Origin of the sequence: Kluyvera cryocrescens NBRC 102467 (assembly GCF_001571285.1) — a bacterium.
GTDB classification, from domain to species: domain Bacteria; phylum Pseudomonadota; class Gammaproteobacteria; order Enterobacterales; family Enterobacteriaceae; genus Kluyvera; species Kluyvera cryocrescens.
On record NZ_BCTM01000006.1, the window covers coordinates 91,491 to 110,053 of the forward strand.

19 protein-coding genes are annotated in these 18,563 nt (G+C 53.2%); 5 read left to right on the plus strand and 14 right to left on the minus strand.

The genetic code is table 11. The features are described 5' to 3' along the window. Positions 1 to 7: 7 nt before the first annotated feature. A complete protein-coding gene (nagK, locus tag KCR01S_RS04635) occupies positions 8 to 919 on the plus strand; it encodes an N-acetylglucosamine kinase (RefSeq protein ID WP_061280354.1) in 912 nt (303 codons plus the stop codon). A gap of 12 nt (positions 920 to 931) precedes the next feature. Beyond that, entirely contained in the window at positions 932 to 1,753 is an 822-nt protein-coding gene (cobB, locus tag KCR01S_RS04640) for a Sir2 family NAD+-dependent deacetylase (RefSeq protein ID WP_061280237.1), read from the plus strand. Between the two features lie 804 nt (positions 1,754 to 2,557). On the opposite strand, the gene potD is transcribed toward cobB, so the two are convergent. From potD to potA, 4 genes are read right to left on the minus strand one after another with little or no spacing between them, the layout of a single operon-like run. Further along, positions 2,558 to 3,604 carry a spermidine/putrescine ABC transporter substrate-binding protein PotD gene (potD, locus tag KCR01S_RS04645; RefSeq protein ID WP_061280240.1) on the minus strand — a complete coding sequence of 349 codons (1,047 nt, stop codon included), beginning with the start codon at positions 3,602 to 3,604 and terminating at the stop codon, positions 2,558 to 2,560. Beyond that, the gene (gene potC / locus KCR01S_RS04650; protein ID WP_061280242.1) at positions 3,601 to 4,410 is read right to left on the minus strand and encodes a spermidine/putrescine ABC transporter permease PotC; all 810 of its coding nucleotides are present in this window, start codon (positions 4,408 to 4,410) and stop codon (positions 3,601 to 3,603) included. Before potC ends, potD begins: the two co-directional genes overlap by 4 nt. Then, complete coding sequence (gene potB, locus KCR01S_RS04655; protein WP_061280244.1) at positions 4,407 to 5,264, minus strand: spermidine/putrescine ABC transporter permease PotB; 858 nt, start codon at positions 5,262 to 5,264, stop codon at positions 4,407 to 4,409. Before potB ends, potC begins: the two co-directional genes overlap by 4 nt. Continuing rightward, positions 5,248 to 6,384 carry a spermidine/putrescine ABC transporter ATP-binding protein PotA gene (potA, locus tag KCR01S_RS04660; RefSeq protein ID WP_061280357.1) on the minus strand — a complete coding sequence of 379 codons (1,137 nt, stop codon included), beginning with the start codon at positions 6,382 to 6,384 and terminating at the stop codon, positions 5,248 to 5,250. The genes potB and potA overlap by 17 nt, the downstream gene beginning before the upstream one ends. Before the next feature lie 271 nt (positions 6,385 to 6,655). Here potA and pepT point away from each other — a divergent pair, with 271 nt between their 5' ends. Next, on the plus strand, positions 6,656 to 7,885 hold the full coding sequence (pepT, locus tag KCR01S_RS04665) for a peptidase T (protein ID WP_061280246.1): 1,230 nt from the start codon (positions 6,656 to 6,658) through the stop codon (positions 7,883 to 7,885). 34 nt (positions 7,886 to 7,919) lie between these two features. Here the strand turns inward: pepT and KCR01S_RS04670 are convergent, their stop codons facing one another. From KCR01S_RS04670 to KCR01S_RS04715, 10 genes are all read right to left on the minus strand, one after another. Beyond that, a complete protein-coding gene (locus KCR01S_RS04670; protein ID WP_061280249.1) occupies positions 7,920 to 9,041 on the minus strand; it encodes a ribosomal protein uL16 3-hydroxylase in 1,122 nt (373 codons plus the stop codon). A 76-nt stretch (positions 9,042 to 9,117) separates the two neighbouring features. Then, positions 9,118 to 10,581 (minus strand): two-component system sensor histidine kinase PhoQ, encoded by a 1,464-nt coding sequence (gene phoQ, locus KCR01S_RS04675; RefSeq protein ID WP_061280252.1) that lies wholly within the window; start codon positions 10,579 to 10,581, stop codon positions 9,118 to 9,120. Next, on the minus strand, positions 10,578 to 11,252 hold the full coding sequence (gene phoP / locus KCR01S_RS04680; RefSeq protein ID WP_061280256.1) for a two-component system response regulator PhoP: 675 nt from the start codon (positions 11,250 to 11,252) through the stop codon (positions 10,578 to 10,580). The genes phoQ and phoP overlap by 4 nt, the downstream gene beginning before the upstream one ends. Before the next feature lie 123 nt (positions 11,253 to 11,375). Next, the gene (purB, locus tag KCR01S_RS04685) at positions 11,376 to 12,746 is read right to left on the minus strand and encodes an adenylosuccinate lyase (RefSeq protein WP_061280259.1); all 1,371 of its coding nucleotides are present in this window, start codon (positions 12,744 to 12,746) and stop codon (positions 11,376 to 11,378) included. Positions 12,747 to 12,749: 3 nt separating this feature from the next. Continuing rightward, positions 12,750 to 13,391, minus strand: coding sequence for a high frequency lysogenization protein HflD (gene hflD, locus KCR01S_RS04690; protein WP_052281758.1), 642 nt, complete (start codon positions 13,389 to 13,391; stop codon positions 12,750 to 12,752). Positions 13,392 to 13,483: 92 nt separating this feature from the next. Then, positions 13,484 to 14,593: a tRNA 2-thiouridine(34) synthase MnmA gene (gene mnmA, locus KCR01S_RS04695; RefSeq protein ID WP_061280262.1), complete on the minus strand. Its 1,110-nt coding sequence runs from the start codon at positions 14,591 to 14,593 to the stop codon at positions 13,484 to 13,486. Positions 14,594 to 14,646: 53 nt separating this feature from the next. Then, the gene (locus KCR01S_RS04700) at positions 14,647 to 15,108 is read right to left on the minus strand and encodes an NUDIX hydrolase (RefSeq protein ID WP_061280265.1); all 462 of its coding nucleotides are present in this window, start codon (positions 15,106 to 15,108) and stop codon (positions 14,647 to 14,649) included. A 57-nt stretch (positions 15,109 to 15,165) separates the two neighbouring features. Next, complete coding sequence (gene csgC / locus KCR01S_RS04705; protein WP_061280268.1) at positions 15,166 to 15,495, minus strand: curli assembly chaperone CsgC; 330 nt, start codon at positions 15,493 to 15,495, stop codon at positions 15,166 to 15,168. Positions 15,496 to 15,556: 61 nt separating this feature from the next. After that, entirely contained in the window at positions 15,557 to 16,156 is a 600-nt protein-coding gene (locus tag KCR01S_RS04710) for a hypothetical protein (RefSeq protein ID WP_061280271.1), read from the minus strand. Positions 16,157 to 16,309: 153 nt separating this feature from the next. After that, positions 16,310 to 16,816 (minus strand): hypothetical protein, encoded by a 507-nt coding sequence (locus KCR01S_RS04715; RefSeq protein WP_061280276.1) that lies wholly within the window; start codon positions 16,814 to 16,816, stop codon positions 16,310 to 16,312. Positions 16,817 to 17,518: 702 nt separating this feature from the next. On the opposite strand from KCR01S_RS04715, the gene csgD reads away from it, so the two are divergent. Both csgD and csgE read left to right on the plus strand, forming a co-directional pair. Beyond that, a complete protein-coding gene (csgD, locus tag KCR01S_RS04720; protein ID WP_061280278.1) occupies positions 17,519 to 18,169 on the plus strand; it encodes a biofilm master transcriptional regulator CsgD in 651 nt (216 codons plus the stop codon). Further along, the gene (gene csgE / locus KCR01S_RS04725) at positions 18,169 to 18,561 is read left to right on the plus strand and encodes a curli production assembly/transport protein CsgE (protein WP_233269644.1); all 393 of its coding nucleotides are present in this window, start codon (positions 18,169 to 18,171) and stop codon (positions 18,559 to 18,561) included. Before csgD ends, csgE begins: the two co-directional genes overlap by 1 nt. Positions 18,562 to 18,563 lie beyond the last annotated feature (2 nt).

Sequence of the window (18,563 nt, forward strand, 5' to 3'; positions counted from 1 at the left end):
GACAATGATGCATTATGGATTTGACATTGGCGGCAGCAAAATCGCGCTGGGCGTATTTGATTCATTGCGCCAGCTTCAGTGGGAAAAACGGATCCCGACGCCGAAAGAGGGCTATGACCGCTTCCTGGAGGCCGTTATCGGACTGGTTGTTGAGGCGGATGAACGCTTTAATTGTCGGGGCACCGTCGGGATTGGTATTCCCGGTATGCCGGAAACCGAAGGTGGCCTGCTGTACGCCGCCAACGTGCCGGCGGCCAGCGGCAAACCGCTGCGCGCTGATTTGAGCCGTCTGCTGGAGCGCGATGTGCGTCTGGACAATGACGCTAACTGCTTTGCCATCTCAGAAGCCTGGGATGAAGAATTTACCCAGTATCCTCTGGTGATGGGACTGATTCTGGGGACCGGCGTCGGCGGCGGGATTGTGCAAAACGGCAAATCGATTACCGGTCACAGCTATATTACCGGCGAGTTCGGCCATATCCGTCTGCCGGTGGATGCCCTTGAGGTGGTCGGCCGTGATTTTCCGCTGACCCGCTGTGGCTGCGGCCAGCTTGGCTGTATTGAAAACTATTTATCCGGTCGTGGTTTTGCCTGGCTGTATAACCATTTTTACCAGCAGTCACTGACCTCACCGGAAATTGTTGCCCTGTGGGAGCAAGGAGACTCTAACGCCCGCGAGCACGTTGAGCGTTACCTGGATCTGCTGGCCGTGTGTCTTGGCAACATCCTGACCATCGTTGATCCGGATTTACTGGTTCTTGGCGGTGGGTTATCCAATTTTTCAGCGATCGCCGATGGACTTGCGCACCGCTTACCGCGCCATTTATTACCTGTAGCCCGCCCGCCGCGAATCGAACGCGCGCGCCACGGCGATGCAGGGGGAATGCGCGGCGCTGCGTTCCTTCATCTTACAAACTAACGTGGAGTAGATATGCAGTCGCGCCGCTTACATCGATTGAGCCGTTTTCGTCGGAATAAACGTCAGCTGCGCCAGCGTCTGCGCCAGCGAACCTTTTTCACGGACAGGGCTATGTCAGAGCAAATGGATAAACCAAGAGTGCTTGTGTTAACAGGCGCCGGGATTTCAGCGGAGTCAGGGATCCGCACCTTCCGCGCAGCGGATGGGTTATGGGAAGAGCATAAGGTTGAGGATGTGGCGACGCCGGAAGGCTATGCGCGCGATCCTGCGCTGGTGCAAAATTTCTATAATGAACGTCGCCGTCAGCTACAGCAGCCGGAGATTGCGCCGAATGCGGCCCATCTGGCGCTGGCGCGTCTGGAAGAGGCACTGGGCGATCGCTTTATGCTGGTGACGCAGAATATCGACAATCTGCATGAACGTGCGGGCAATCGCGACGTGCTTCACATGCACGGCGAGCTGCTGAAGGTTCGCTGTACGCAGAGTGGCCAGGTCTTCGACTGGCCGGGTGACATGTCGGTGGATGAACGCTGCCATTGCTGTCAGTTCCCGGCGCCGCTGCGCCCGCATATCGTCTGGTTTGGTGAAATGCCGTTTGAGATGGATCACATCTATCTGGCGCTGTCGATGGCGGATATTTTCATTGCGATAGGCACCTCCGGCCACGTTTATCCGGCGGCAGGTTTTGTCCATGAAGCGAAGCTACACGGCGCGCATACCGTGGAACTCAATCTCGAACCGAGCCAGGTGGGCAGCGAGTTTGAAGAAAAGCATTACGGTTTGGCAAGCGAAGTGGTGCCTGCATATGTTGAGAAGCTGCTCAAAGAGCTGTGAGTTAGCGCGTTAGCGTTTAAAAAGCGGGGCCTTTGCTCCGCTTTTTTTATGCCAGTTAACTCGAGGCGAAGAAGAGCTCACGCTGGGCTTTCCAGCCGGTTGCGCTCCTTATTCATCTCTTGCCCTATAACCAGAACGGCGCAAGGAGCGCGCAGGGGGCGGACAATTGCCTCCGCCCCCTGCACCCCTGCACCCCTGCACCCCTGCACCCCCGCGCTCTGGCGGCAGAATCGCCGCTTCGCGGTTCCCTCAGCTTATGCCTTGCGGCTTTCGGGTCGGGCGCGAGGCAACATCCCTGTAAAGCCGCGCCCTCAGCCCACATCCCTGTGGGCTGCCCCGGCCTCCAGGCAACGCCTCGGTGATTCAGACGCCACCTATGCCGCTTCCGTTTTTTAGCTAAAAATAAACGTCAGTGTCGCTGGAACCGATGAGTCCCCGCTTGAAATCGGTGAGCCGGAGATTGGAAGACAAGGTCAGGCCACCAGGGATGGCGGACTGAGGCGAACCGAGACAGGACAAAATTGCCGGGAGCAATGTTGAACAACGCTTGCGTTGGCCCGAAGGGCGAGTCCCAGGGATGGGACGAGTAGCGTCGAGTTTCGCCGTGCCGCAGGCTGGAGTTCGCAGGCGAACGCAGTGCGAAGCACCGATTTCGCTGCGGGGCCGCGGGGATTGCAAAGGGGAGCGCGGTGCTCCCCTTTGCCCGTTCACTGATACTGAAGCTTCATGTTCTAGCAAACATAAAGTGAACGGAATTTATTGCCCAACTAACAGGTATAGAGCCAACGCCTCACATTTGAAGGCTTAACGCCCAGCTTTCAATTTCTGGTAATACTCTTCATACAGCGTGCTGGTGCTGCCAACATCATTCTGCCATTCGCCTTTTTTCACCGTTTCTGCATCCGGATAGAGCGATTTATCGTTGGCCACTTCCGGGCTTAGCAGTTTACGGGCGGCCAGGTTTGGCGTCGGATAGCCGACGGTTTCTGCCACCTGCTTGGCCACATCCGGACGCAGCAGGAAGTTAATCAGCTTCAGCGCACCTTCTTTGTTTTTGGCGTTAGACGGAATGGACAGGCTGTCCATCCAGAAGATACCGCCTTCTTTTGGCCAGATCACTTCCAGCGGCGTTCCAGCCTGACGGGCGACATAGGCCGATCCGTTCCACACCATTCCGAGATTCACTTCACCTTCCATATACGGGTTGGCCGGGTTATCGGAGTTAAACGCCGCCACGTTTGGCATCAGCTTTTTCAGTTCGTTGTAGGCCGCTTCAATCTCTTTCGGATTGGTGGTGTTACCGGAGTAGCCAAGCTTGCGCAGGGCAATCTGGAACACTTCGCGCGCATCGTCGGTTAACAGCAGGCTGCTTTTGTACTCAGGTTTCCACAGGTCGGCCCAACTGGTGACGGTTTTCGGGTCAATCTCGTCGCTGTTCACGCCAATTGCCGTGGCGCCCCAGATATACGGGATCGAGTAATCATTGTTGGGATCGAACGGTTTATTGAGCATCTCGGGATCGAGGTTTTTAAAATTGCTCAACTGGGTTTTATCGATCTTCTGAATCATGCCTTCTTTGCGCATCTTGTCGACAAAGTAGGTCGACGGCACGACCAAATCGTAGGCGCCGTCTTTGTAAGTTTTGAGCTTGGCGTACATGGTTTCGTTCGACTCGTAGGTCGAATAGATAACCTTAATACCGGTCTCTTTGGTGAACTGTTCCAGCAGTCCCGGCGGCACGTACTCCGTCCAGTTGTAGAAGTAGAGCGTTTTGCTATCGTCCGCGTGGGCTGCACCCATACCGAGTGCTAAAGCACCTGCCGCGAGCAGGTGGCGTGACCATTTCATCATTTAACGTCCCCTGAGTTGTGCCTGACCTGCAGGCTTTTAGTTTTATCACGTGCAATAAGCTGACTGGCAATCACCATGACCAGTGACAGTACTAGCAAAATGGTGGCCAGCGCGTTCACTTCCGGCGAGACGCCGACTTTGACCATGGAGTAAATCTTGAGCGGTAGGATCTCATAGCTTGGCCCGGTCACAAAGGATGACACTACGACATCATCCATCGACAGGGTAAAGCTCAATAACCAGCCTGCGGCAACGGCGGGCATTGCCAGCGGCAGAATAATTTTACGTAGGATTGTGACTTCGCTGGCGCCGAGATCTTTTGCCGCTTCCAGCATTCGAACGTCAAAACCCTTCAGCCGAGAGTAGACGGTAACCACCACAAACGGCAGGCAGAAGGTGATGTGTGAAAACAGCAGCGACCAGAAGCCAAGCTGAATGCCCAAGAGCATAAACAGCACCAGCAGGGAGATGGCCATGACGATGTCCGGTGACATCATCACCACAAACAGCATGCCGCTGACGAACGGTTTGCCGCGAAAACGGTAGCGATAGAGCGCCACGGCGGTTAACGAACCAATCAGCGTCGCGGCGGTGGCGGAGAAAATCGCCATCGTCAGCGAGTGCTGGGCGGCCTGCAGCAGGCTGTCGTTATTCATCAGCAGGCTGTACCACTTGGTGGTGAAGCCTTGCCAGTTGATCCCAAAGCGCGAACTGTTAAACGAGTTGACGATCAGGATGATAATCGGGATGTAGAGATAGGCGTAAATGGCGGACATAAAACCGCCGCGCAGCAGTTTACCGATCATTCCAGCTCCACCTTCTTATTGAGCAAGCGCGAGGCGCGCCAGTACACCAGCATCAGCAGGCCCATCACCACCGTCAGCGTAATGCTGGTGGCTGCGCCAAACGGCCAGTCGCGGATATTGAGGAACTGACTCTTAATCACGTTGCCGATAAGTAAATTTTTGGCGCCACCCATGAGATCTGACACGTAGAACAGCCCCATCGCCGGCAGCATCACCAGCAGGCAACCGGCGATAATCCCCGGCATGGTCAGCGGAATAATGATGCGAATAAAGGTCTGAAACTTGTTCGCCCCCAGATCCTTGGCCGCTTCCAGCAGCGGTTTATCGAGTTTTTCTATGCTCGAGTACAGCGGCATGACCATAAACGGCAGCAGGATATACACCAGCCCGATAATCACCGCCGCCGGGGTGAACATGATGCGGATGGGGGTCTCAATCACGCCTAGCCACAGCAGGAATTCGTTGAGATAGCCTTTGGTGCTGAGGAAAATTTTGAGCCCGTAGATGCGAATAAGCGAGTTGGTCCAGAACGGAACAATCAGTAAAAACAGCAGCAGCGGGCGCACCTTTTGCGGCAGGCGCGCGAGAAACCAGGCAAACGGATAACCCAGAATCAGACACGCCAGCGTGGCGATTATCGCCATATTCAACGAGTGCAGCAGCACCTCGGCGTACAGCGGATCGAGCAGCCGGGCGTAGTTGTCCAGAGTGAAGACCATCTGGACGAAATTGGCATCATCGCGCGTCAGGAAGCTGGTGGCGATGATCATCAGGTTGGGCAGGAACACAAACAGCACAAGCCAACCGACGATGGTGGCAATCACCACATTCTGGAACTTACTTGTGCTCTTCATCAGCCAGTACAACCTCCCAGCTCTCTACCCAATTAATCGCCATCTTCTGGTCCAGCGAGTGGTCAAAGTCAGGATCGTCTTCGTTGAAGAATTCGCTGACGATAACCATTTTGCCGTTTTCCAGTTCAACCACCGATTCCAGCGTCATGCCTTTGTAGTTGCGCTCGCGAACGTAGCCAATCAACCCTTCGACCTCGATACCGTCGTGGATCTCATCGACGCGCAGATCTTCCGGGCGCAGCAGAACGTTTAGCTTCTGCCCTGGCGTCACCGGGAAGTTAACGTCGATATTGCATTCCCGGCCTTCTACGTGGGCGCGAACGCGGCGTTCGTCCAGGCGTTCAATCACCGTGGCGTTAAAGATATTGATCTCGCCAATGAAGCTGGCGACAAACAGGTTTTTCGGCTCTTCGTAGATTTCACGCGGCGTCCCGTCCTGTTCGATTTTGCCGTCGCGCATCACCACGATACGGTCGGACATGGTCAGCGCTTCTTCCTGATCGTGGGTGACGAAGACGAAGGTAATCCCCAGCTTACGCTGCAACGCTTTCAGTTCGTTTTGCATCTGCTTGCGCAGCTTATAGTCGAGCGCGGAGAGGGATTCGTCTAATAGCAGCAGGCTGGGTTTATTGACTACCGCACGGGCAATGGCAACGCGCTGCTGTTGACCACCGGAAAGCTGGTTGGGTTTACGCTGGGCGAATTCTTCTAATTGCACCATGCGCAGGGCGTCGTTCACGCGCGGAGTAATTTCTGCGGCCGGGGTTTTTTGCATGCGCAGACCGAAGGCGACGTTGTCAAACACGGTCATATGGGGGAAAAGCGCGTAGCTCTGAAACACGGTATTGACGTGGCGGTCCTCGGCGGGAACCTGGGTGATATCCTGGTTTTCCAGATGGATTTGCCCAGCGTCAACGCTTTCTAGCCCGGCAATAAGGCGCAGGACGGTGGTTTTACCGCAGCCGGAGGGGCCAAGCAGCGTGAGAAATTCACCGTTATTAATCGTCAAATCAAGATCGGAGATGACCGTCTTACCATCGAAGTCCTTGCGAATCCCCACCAGTTCAACCAGCGGCGATAGCGAACGCGATTTTGTATTCAATTTATTGCTCTGTCCCATGTAAACGCGCCCAATGAAGCTCATCGACGCGGGGTTTGTGGTTATCCACCTTTAGACGTTTAGAGGTCTGAAATGTATTAATAAGGGCTGGCATTCTACGGCAAACCATAGCCATTCGCCAATCCTTGTCTAAGCTACGTGTATGTATATCGGGCTATTAGATACCGTTTGGCGAAAAAAAGTCACCTTTGCCGGGTTAAAAGTGACCTGACGCAATATTTGTCTTTTGTTGCTTATTGATAATGTTGTCACAAAAAGAGAGGGTGGCTACATGGATAAATTGCTTGAACGTTTTTTGCAGTACGTTTCTCTGGACACGCAATCGAAACCTGGCGTGCGTCAGGTACCGAGTACAGAAGGGCAGTGGAAGCTGTTGCACCTGCTGAAAGAGCAATTGGAAACGATGGGGCTCATCAACGTTACCCTGAGTGAGAAGGGGACGGTGATGGCCACGCTGCCAGCCAATGTGAACGGCGATGTCCCGGCGATTGGTTTTATTTCCCATGTTGATACCGCACCGGATTTCAGCGGTAAAAACGTCAACCCACAAATTGTTGAAAACTACCGTGGCGGTGATATTGCGCTGGGCATCGGTGATGAAGTGCTGTCGCCGGTCATGTTCCCGGTACTGCATCAGTTGCTCGGCCAGACGCTTATCACGACCGATGGCAAAACGCTGCTCGGCGCCGATGACAAAGCCGGTATCGCCGAGATTATGACCGCGCTGGCGGTACTGAAGGAAAAAAACATTCCGCACGGCGATATCCGCGTGGCCTTCACGCCGGATGAAGAAGTCGGCAAGGGCGCGAAGCATTTTGATGTCGCCGCGTTTAACGCCCAGTGGGCTTATACCGTCGATGGTGGCGGCGTCGGTGAGCTGGAGTTTGAGAACTTCAACGCCGCCTCTGTGACCATCAAGATCGTGGGTAACAACGTACATCCAGGCACGGCGAAAGGGGTGATGGTGAATGCCCTGTCGCTGGCGGCGCGCATTCATGCCGAAGTTCCCGCCGACGAGAGCCCGGAAAAAACCGAAGGCTATGAAGGTTTCTATCATCTGACCAGCATCAAAGGGTCGGTGGATCGCGCAGAGATGCACTACATCGTGCGTGATTTCGACCGTAAGCAGTTTGAAGCCCGCAAGCGCAAGATGATGGAGATCGCCAAGAAAGTCGGAAAAGGACTGCATCCGGATTGCTATATTGAGCTGATTATTGAAGACAGCTACTACAATATGCGCGAAAAGGTGGCCGATCATCCTTATATTCTGGATATCGCCCAGCAGGCAATGCGCGATTGCGGTATCGAGCCCGACATGAAGCCGATTCGCGGCGGCACCGACGGCGCGCAGCTTTCATTTATGGGGCTCCCGTGCCCGAACATTTTCACCGGCGGCTATAACTACCACGGCAAGCACGAGTTTGTAACCCTGGAAGGGATGGAGAAAGCGGTGCAGGTGATTGTGCGTATTGCCGAATTGACCGCCAAACGCGGGGCGTGAAAACATCCCCGGGGAAACCCGGGGATGAATAAGCTTACTCAGCGAAGAACCAGTACCCGCTGTTGACCAGCGCGGCCAGCATGGCGAGGAAGGAGGGGTCGTCCAGCGCTTCACCGAAATGTTGGCTCTCCAGCATAATACTGCCCGCCATGGCATCCAGCGCATGACGATGCGGGGAGTCCACTTTTTCACCGTTAACGAAGAAATCGTCGCCAATGCGGATCACCCGCAGGCCGCCCAGGCGTTGCAGCATATCGCCTTGCTGCAGGGCGTCATAGATCTCATCGGGCTGATACGGCGGCTCAGGCGGCGCAATATCCAGCTCATGACGAGACTGGCTGATGAACTCCCCCAGCCACTGCTGGAAATGCTCAGGCTGATTGATCAGATCCAGCATCATGCCGCGCAGACGATCGACCTCTTGTGGCAGGAGATCCGCCGGGTGATCGCGTGACGGAACGTCCGGGTCGCTGTAGTGCACATTGCCCAGGTCGCGTTGTAAAACGTAGTCGGCAAAGCCGCTGATTAATTCCCGGCTGTTTGGTGTACGGAAGCCGACGGAATAGTTGAGCGAGTTCTCCAGCGCATAGCCTTCGTGTGGGAATCCCGGTGGGATGTAAAGGATATCGCCGGGCTCCATCTCTTCGTCAATGATGGCTTCAAACGGCGCAACCTGCAGCAGATCCGGATGCGGACAGTGCTGCTTGAGCGCGGTTTTTTCACCCACGCGCCAGCGGCGACGGCCGGTCCCCTGAATAATAAACACATCGTATTGGTCAAGATGCGGGCCTACGCCACCGCCCGGCACCGAGAAGGAGATCATCAGATCGTCAAGACGCCAGTCGGGTAGGCTGCGGAACGGGCGCATCAGCGCGCTGGAAGGCTCATGCCAGTGGTCAACGGCCTGAACCAGCAGTGACCAGTTGCTTTCACCCAGATGGTCATAGCTTTCAAATGGCCCATGTTTCACCTGCCATTCGCCGTCGAGGTGGCTGACCAGCCGACTATCGACTTCGTTTTCCATCGCCAGACCCGCCAGTTCATCCGGTGAAATCGGGTCAATAAAGTTGGCGAAGCCGCGTTTGAGCACGACCGGGCGTTTTTGCCAGTAGCGCGCCATAAAATCGGGCCAGTTTAGCGTTAAGTGGTATTCCATATTGATATTTCCGCAGCAGATGTATGTCCGGATTATACATCGTATTCACAAAACTACCCTGCTACGGAAACATTATTTACCCTTCGTGACTCTCGAGATCCTGATGGCCAAAGATCACTTCCATTTTTGCCCCGCCGAGCAGGCTGTCGCGGGTGATGATTTGCCCGTCATACTGTTCAACGATTTCCCGCGCAACGGCGAGCCCGACGCCTTGTCCTGGGCGAAGGGTGTCGGCGCGCTGGCCGCGGTCGAAGACGATATCGCGTTTACTTTGCGGAATGCCCGGGCCGTCATCTTCGACAATAATATGCAGATAATCGTCGGTCAGGCGTGCGGAGACTTCGACAAACTCAAGGCAATATTTGCAGGCGTTATCCAGCAGGTTGCCCATCACTTCCATAAAGTCATTTTTCTCGCCGGCGAAGGTCATCTCCGGTGAAATATCCAGCGTGATATTGACGCCCTTACGCTGATAGACCTTATTCAGCGCCGAGATCAGGCTGTCCAACAGCGGTGCTACCGGATGCAGCTCGCGGCTCAACAAGGTGCTGTCGGTGCGCATGCTGGCGCGATGGAGATAGTAGCCAATCTGCTGTGAGATGCGGCTAATTTGCTCCAGCATCACCGGTTCAGCTTCGCTGACGGTCATCTTTTCGCTACGCAGGGAACGTAGCGAACTTTGCAGCACCGCCAGCGGCGTTTTCAGGCTGTGGGTCAGGTCGGTGAGGGTGGTGCGGTATTTGTCGTATCGTTCGCGTTCGCTCTTTAACAGCCGGTTTAAATTGCGCACCAGACTGGTCAACTCGCGGGTGGTATCGGGGTTGAGATGCTCGCGGTGATGTTCTTCCAGCTCGCGTATCTCCCGTGATAATGCGGCAATTGGACGCAGGCTCCAGTGTGCGGCAATCCACAGTAGCGGGATAACCAGCAGCAGATTCGCGGCCAGAACGTAAGAGAACCAGCTCCAGACCATATAAGAGCGCTTAAGCTCGATGGGGATGGTGTCGATCACCACGATCACCACCGCCGGCATCAGGCTGGTCGCCGGATAGCTATTAACCGCCACCGAGTGGGTCATCTCAGCATCATCGTCCTGCTGATGAATTTCGGTGAGCTCTTTTTGCATCTCATGATCGTTGCGCAGCAATGAGCTGGTGGAGCTGACGTCGGCCTCAATTTCATAAAAACCGTTACCCTTCAGCCACTCCGGTCGAATCCGATTCACCAGCCACGGAAGGTCTTTTTGTTGCCACAGCAGCTTACCCTGATCGTCATAGATCAACGCCACCGTAGGGCTTTGCATATTGAGGTTATCGGGCAGATCAACGCTCATCACGTTGTTGTCCCATTTGGCCAGGGTATAGAACAAATTGCTCTCGCCGCGCAGCAGGCGGAAGGTGGTTTTGTCGAAGCTCACGCTATAGCCGACCAGCGCGACCATACCATAGGACAACGACAGCACGATAACCACCGCGGCCGTTGCCAACAGGAAACGCATGCGCAGCGACAGCGGCAGAATATGCCGGCGGATATTTTTCATTCGCGCAGTTCGAAGAGATAGCCCTGGCCGCGTACGGTAATAATCACATCATGCGGATACTGGCTCTGAATTTTTTTACGCAAACGGCCCATGAGCACGTCAATGGTGTGGCTCTCGCGCAATTCGGCATCGGGATAGAGCTGAAGCATTAAGGCATCTTTGCTCACCACTTTGCCGTTGTTACGGATCAGCGTTTCCATAATGGTGTATTCGAAAGCGGTGAGCTTAATCACCTCTTCATTAATAGAGAGTTCGCGGCGCGACAAATCGACCTGGAACGGCGGCAGGGAGATGACCTGCGAGGCGTGACCGCTGTTACGACGCATCAGCGCCTGCATGCGGGCGGAAACCTCTTCAATATGGAAGGGTTTGGTGACGTAGTCGTCGGCACCGGCGCTGAGCACTTCCACTTTGTCCTGCCAGCTTTCGCGGGCCGTCAGGACCAGAATCGGCAGGGAAATATCGTGGCTGCGCCAGCGGCGAATCAACGACAGGCCGTCTTCATCGGGCAGGCCTAAATCAACAATGGCGATATCGGGAATATGTTCACCCAGATAGTAATCGGCTTCCTTTGCATCTTCTGCGGCATCTACCTGGTGGCCCATTTCCTGCAGCTGCACTTTCAGGTGATGACGTAACAGAGCGTTGTCCTCTACGACGAGTACGCGCATGCTGTTTCTCCATTAAAATAATGACATGAATATATTAACGCCGATTATGGCTTTGTGGAGATAAACATTAACTAAATTGATTGGAAAGTCCCCTCCTTCAGGAAGAAGGAGGGGAGAGGCAGCTTATTTCAGCTCGTCGACCATGGCGATCGCGCGGCCGATGTAGTTAGCCGGAGTCATCTCTTTGAGGCGAGTTTTCTCTTCTTCCGGCAGCGCCAGACCGTCGATAAACTGTTTCATGCCTTCGGCATCGACGCGTTTACCGCGGGTCAGTTCTTTGAGTTTCTCGTACGGCTTCTCAATACCGTAGCGACGCATTACGGTCTGAATCGGCTCGGCCAGCACTTCCCAGTTATGATCCAGCTCGTCTAACAGACGGTCACGGTTCACTTCCAGTTTGCTCACGCCTTTCAGGGTAGACTGATAAGCGATCAGCGCATAGCCGATACCCACACCCAGGTTACGCAGAACGGTGGAGTCGGTCAGGTCACGCTGCCAGCGGGAAACCGGCAGTTTGCTGGCCAGGTGCTGCAGCACCGCGTTGGACAGGCCCAGGTTGCCTTCGGAGTTTTCGAAGTCGATCGGGTTAACCTTGTGCGGCATGGTGGAAGAGCCGATTTCGCCGGCGATGGTTTTTTGCTTAAAGTGGTTCAGCGCAACGTAACCCCAGATATCTCGATCGAAGTCGATCAGGATGGTGTTGAAACGCGCGATGCAGTCAAACAGCTCCGCAATATAGTCGTGCGGCTCGATCTGCGTGGTGTACGGGTTCCACTGAATGCCTAAAGAGGTCACGAACTCTTCGCTGAACTGGTGCCAGTCAACGTCCGGGTAGGCCGCGATGTGGGCATTGTAGTTGCCAACCGCGCCATTAATTTTACCCAGAATTTCTACCTGACCCAGTTGACGGAACTGGCGCTCCATACGGTAGGCGACGTTCGCCATCTCTTTACCGATGGTTGACGGCGTCGCCGGCTGACCGTGGGTACGGGAGAGCAGCGGGATGTCACGATACTGGACGGCGAGGTCTTTGATCGCATCAATCACTTTACGCCAGTACGGCAACACCACCTCTTCACGGGCCGCTTTCAGCATCAGCGCGTGGGACAGGTTGTTGATGTCCTCGGAGGTGCAGGCAAAGTGGATAAATTCAGACACGGCGTGCAGCTCTGGCACGGACGCGACTTTTTCTTTCAGGAAATATTCGACTGCCTTCACGTCATGGTTGGTGGTGCGCTCGATAGTTTTAATGCGCGCCGCGTCTTCTTCATTGAAGTTCGCCACGATGCTATCAAGGTAACCGTTTGCGTCGGCAGCAAAAGCAGGAACTTCCTTGACGGCTGCGTGTGCGGCCAGCTTCTGCAGCCAGCGTACTTCGACTTGTACACGGAATTTCAGCAAACCATATTCGCTGAAAATCCCGCGCAGCGCGCTGACTTTATCGCCGTAGCGTCCATCGACAGGGGAAACGGCGGTCAGTGAGGATAATTCCATAGATCACAACTCCGGGGTTAAATGAGCAAGAATTTGTTTTGCCTGAGTGGTCAGGCGATTACGAGAAAACATCAGCTGGAGACGTCCGCCGCCAACCTGGTGCCACAGCACCGCGGCGCGGATACCCGCTAATAAAGAGGCGCGTACTTTCGCCTGAACCTGCGGGCTTTGCAGCACGGCAGGGGAGCCGGTCACCTGAATGCGGGGACCCAGCGGGCTAATCACATCGACATAAATACCGGCCATCGCGCTAAGCAGCGTTTCTGACTGCAGGTCGAAATGGTCAAGCTGACGTTGTAAACCATTAATACGATTACCGAGCGTATCCATCGCCCCTTTCGCGGCAGCAAGCTTACGTTCCAGTACCATCAGGCTTAGAGTGTAGCGGGTGAGTTCCGCGTTCAAACCCTGGCGGCTGCTGGCGTTCAGCACGCCGAGTAAGGTTTCAAGGCCAAGGCGAAGATTGGCTTCACTGCCACCGAAAACGCCCAGCGCGGAGTCCGGGTTGAGATCGATAACGCTGTTAAGCGAAACGTGTAGCGCGTCGCCGTCACAGTGGCCCTGATGGGCCAGTTGCTGCACCAGACGGGCCGACTGGCAAATGCCCGCCAGCGCCAGGGTGATGTCATAATAATTCTTCGCCACGCTCACTCCTTGTTGGCGCCCGTCAGACGGCGTACCGCCAGACAGGCTACGTTAAACCTTCGCGATGGCGAAAGTCACGTTGCTAATTATGGTTACTCTACCGGCAGCGGCAGGCGCTGCTCAATGATGCCGCCGCCCAGGCAAATTTCACCGTTGTAGAACACGGCGGACTGACCCGGGGTGACGGCGGCAACAGGTTCATCAAAATGAACCTCAATACGTTCTGCATCCAGCGCGGTGACCGTGCATGGAATATCAGTTTGACGATAGCGGGTTTTCACGGTGCAGCGGAAAGTTCCGGTAACCGGGACGCGGTCAACCCAGTGAAGCTGTTGGGCGATAAGCCCAACCGACATCAGGCGCGGGTGATCGTGACCCTGAGCAACAACGAGGATGTTGTTCTCAACGTCTTTATCCACCACGTACCATGGATCTTCGCTGCCTTCTTTTGTTCCGCCGATCCCCAGACCTTTACGCTGGCCAAGGGTGTGATACATCAGACCCTGGTGGGTGCCAATCTCTTCACCCTCAACGGTGACAATTTTACCCGGCTGTGCGGGCAGGTAGCGGCCGAGGAACTCGCGGAATTTACGCTCGCCGATAAAACAGATACCGGTGGAGTCTTTTTTCTTCGCGGTGATGAGATCCAGCTCTTCGGCGATTTTACGCACCTGCGGCTTTTCCAGCTCGCCGACCGGGAACAGGCTTTGTGCGACCTGATCGTGGCCTAAGGTATAAAGGAAGTAGCTCTGATCTTTATTGCCGTCGAGGCCACGCAGCAGTTGGCTTTTACCGTCGACATCGGCACGGCGCACATAGTGACCGGTCGCGATATAGTCAGCGCCCAAATCTTCAGCGGCAAACTCGAGGAAGGCTTTAAATTTGATCTCTTTGTTGCACAGGATATCTGGGTTTGGCGTGCGGCCCGCTTTGTACTCTTCGAGGAACAGTTCGAAAACGTTATCCCAGTATTCGGCAGCAAAGTTTACCGTGTGCAGCTCAATGCCGAGCTTGTCACACACCGCCTGCGCGTCGGCAAGATCCGCCGCAGCCGTACAGTATTCCTCGCCGTCGTCTTCCTCCCAGTTCTTCATGAACAGGCCCTCCACCTTATAGCCCTGTTGCAGTAACAGGTAGGCGGAAACGGAGGAATCTACACCGCCGGACATGCCGACGATCACTTTTTTCTGGCTTTCTGACATTGGAATACTCACGACATTGGACTTCAAGGCGGCATATTCTATCACGCAGCCTTTTACTTGACACCCTCTGTAAACGGCCAGTTAAATTCGCCAAGCAGCGACAGCGGATAGCGGGCTTCCTCGTGATAGCAACGAATGCTCTCGGCAACCAGCGCGGAGCGTAGGTTTTTCGCCTGCAAAATCTCATCCGCGCTCACCCACAGGCAGCGGTCGATATCGCTATCGTGCGGCTCGGTTGCGCACATTTTATCGAGTTCAATGACAAACAGGAAACGCAGGAACGGCGTGTTGTCCGGGGCAATCCACTGGTGCAGTCGGATAAAGTGCTGCGGCGTAGCGCGAATGCCGGTCTCTTCCCACAGTTCGCGTTCGGCGGCCTGAACTAGGGTTTCATCCGCTTCTAAATGGCCTGCGGGCTGGTTCCACAGCGCCTTGCCATTGATCGTTTCTTCAACAACCAAAAATTTGCCTTCGGCGTGGACCACGCAGGCGACGGTGACGTGGGGCTTGAACATGCGGCATCCTTATCGGGCGAATAGAAGATAAGGATATTAAAGAAGAAGAGGGGAAAATCAAACCCGCGTCGGTGTACTCCAGCTTTGCTGCAAAATCACGCCGCTGCTGTTACTTAGCGTGACGGTGATCTGCGCCCATTCACCCTGCGGAATATCCAGCCGCATGCTGGCAAGCGCCTGGGGCTGCTGGCCCTTAATTTTGACGCTGCCACTTTGGCTGCTATTGCTGGTGCCAGACTGGCCTTGATGAACCACATTAATCGTTAACTGGCAGTCGCAGTCGGCCGTCAGCGTAGCCATTGGGGTGATAACCATTGATTCAGCCTGCGGTTGGGCTTCAAACCACAGTTGATTACTGAGTGCGGCGGCAATAAGAAGCACGTGCATAGCGAGCCTCGCGTACGGGAAAAAACAGCCGGATGAGTGATCATCCGGCTGACGATATGGATTAATGCTGGATAACGGTAGAGCTATTACCTGAGCCGCCGACCTGCTGGACATAGGCAAGGTTGTTATTACGAGATTGATCGACATAGCTGCTGTTATAAGAGCCACTTTGCGCGATCACTACCATTGAGCCTTCCGCATTTTGATTCACGGTCGAGCTGTTACGGTAATCCACCTGGGTTACATCCACAGAACTGTTCTTACCTTTCTGATTAACGTAGGAGCTGTTGTAGCTACCGCCGTTTTGCGACACGTTAATCGCGTTGCTGGTCCCCGCCTGAATCGCAGTAGAGGAATGCCCGGTACCCAGTTGACCTACGCCAATGGAGTTACCGGAGCCCGACTGCGATGCATAGGATTGGTTACCGGTACCCTGCTGATTAATCACCACCGCGCTTTGCGTGGTAGATTGGTTAACGGTTGATTTGTTCCAGTCGCCATGCTGATGGACATCAATGGTGGATTTAGTGGCAGAAGCCTGCTCCGCGTAGGAACTGTTACTGTTGCCCGCTTGATAGATGTGAACCACGCCGTCCCATTTCCCGCTGGTCGGAAGCACCGGGCTGGTTGGCGCATTAAAGTTTGCATGAGGAATGCTCACTCCGGTTCCTGGCGTCGTTGTAGGAGGAGGCGTGTAGGTGCCGTGGCCTCCCGCTAAAGCTGTACCGGATGCTAACAACGTAGACAAAATAACAAGATTCCACTTTTTCATGAGATACCCCATAGGTTTAGAGATTGGTAATCAGTGAAAACGCTAATTTTGAGTAATACGAATTGCCATTCCTGCCGAATTTTGCACAACAGCCGCACCGCGGTTTGTGCCCGTTTGATTAATCTGCGTGAGATTGCCCTTGCCTCTATTAACAATTTCCGCAGAGTTCTCAAAACCAGTCTGGTTAATATCCGATTGGTTACCCGTACCCACCTGAATTAAGGTGGCGGAGTTATTCATCCCCGTTTGGTTAACCGTCGCATTATTACCATTGCCGTACTGAGCGATATCTGCACGATTATTAAATCCATTCTGACTTAATGCCGCGTAGTTTTGCCCGCCAACCTGAGATATTGAACCATAAATGTGATGACCAGACTGATTAATAGACGCAGTATTACCACTGCCCTGTTGACCAGTAATAGCAATCATATCGTAGCCCTGATTGAATTTATCCAGCCCCGAGAATTCAGAACCGGCTAAATCGCCACCCGCGGAAACAAGACACGAGTATCCCAGGATGGGTAATAATAAAAAACATGATTTCATAGTCGCACCTAGATTTAACCGATGGTTAAAGTCAGGAGTTAAATCAGCCAGGCTATAACCAATTAGATGGTTATGGGATGAATCTGATTTATGGATTGAGTATGTCTGAGAGGTGTGGACCTGTTTTTCACCTGGATGTTGTATTTTAAAATCGCCTCTCAACTTAAAGTATTAAAGTTGGGGGTGAGGGCGCAGGCCGGGCCTGCAAGCGGCAGTTATTTGATTAGTTGGCTAAGCAAGCGGCTTTGTGTGTAAAATAATGATTACGACTTAGGCGCAATCCCTATTTCATGAGGTTTTCGGTGGAATAAAAAATTTACAATAGAGCTTAAGAGCGCGGGTGATTGACATACTCTGCTTAGAATCAAGCGTAAAAACGGCGTTGCTATCTAAATTTATGAAAAATGATTTTTAAACATTTCCTATAAAAAACAAAGAGTAATACAAAAGACATTGAAATATACTGATACTTTCATGTTACATTTTGAAACACAAATGCCACTTGCGATAAAAATAGCAATGTCTAGATTGAACAGTATTGCAGCACTTAGGAAACAAGCGCACCGCCCGTGCTCTTAATACCTTTATTGTCATACTTATTAATTAGCAACTACACAGGATAGCGACCCTTTCTTGATATGCCTATTTATGCCTATCAGAAAGAGGTCGCGATCCGGGCAGCAAGCGGGATGGAGTATCATAATGCCGAAAGAAATAGAGCCGGTGAATAGCGATGTTTTGTTGTTAATATCCAGGCCGTCATTGCAGGCGACTGCGCTGGTACATCAACTTAAAACGTCTATCGCGATTAATGTCAGAATACAAAACATTCAAAAAACGCTGGATAACGTTAATGCCGAACGTATTTTGGTGCTTTTTGACTTAAGTGAATCAGATAAAAAACGAACGCTATTGTGGCAAACAGAACTGAGACGATTGCGCGATAAGGTCAAGGTTTTGTTGATTAATATGCCAGAAGACTACCCGTTTCATGAAGTGGAAAGCTGGCCGGGGATTAGCGCTGTGTTTTACCTCTCGGTTGATGAACAAACATTGATTGAAGGCATTCGTAACGTACGCGCCGGCGGCTGTCATTTCCCACACGATCTCACCAGTTATCTTATTAATCAGTCCGGAAACTATCGTTACCACGATGATACAAGCGGTCTCACGCAAAGAGAAAAAGACATTCTTAATAAATTGAGAATGGGTGCATCAAATATTGAAATTGCTCGTCTGCTATTTATTAGCGAAAATACAGTCAAGACACATCTATATAATCTATTTCGTAAAATTGCCGTAAAAAACAGGACCCAAGCCGTAACATGGGCGAATGACAACCTTAGACGATAATTATGAAATATCTGAAGGTAGCGATCGCATCATTAATGATGCTACTGGCATCGCACGCCAGTTATTCAGCAGAAATAGAAGTGCCGGGGCTGGTGACCGATAATACAATCACTCGCATTGGCCATGATTTCTATCGAGCATTTACCGATCACTGGGAAGAAGAGTATCCGGGCTCAATTACGATTAATGAGCGACCCAGCGCCCGATGGGGGAGTTGGATAACGATCAAGGTTGACCAGGATTTATTGTTTCAAACGTTCTTATTTCCCAGCAAAAATGATTTTAATAAACAGGTTAATATCGCGTTGGCCTCGGTGTATGAAGGGCTACAAAAACGCGCGATTAACAAAGCGTTATTAAATACCGGCGACTTAACCAGCGATGAGTTCTAGGA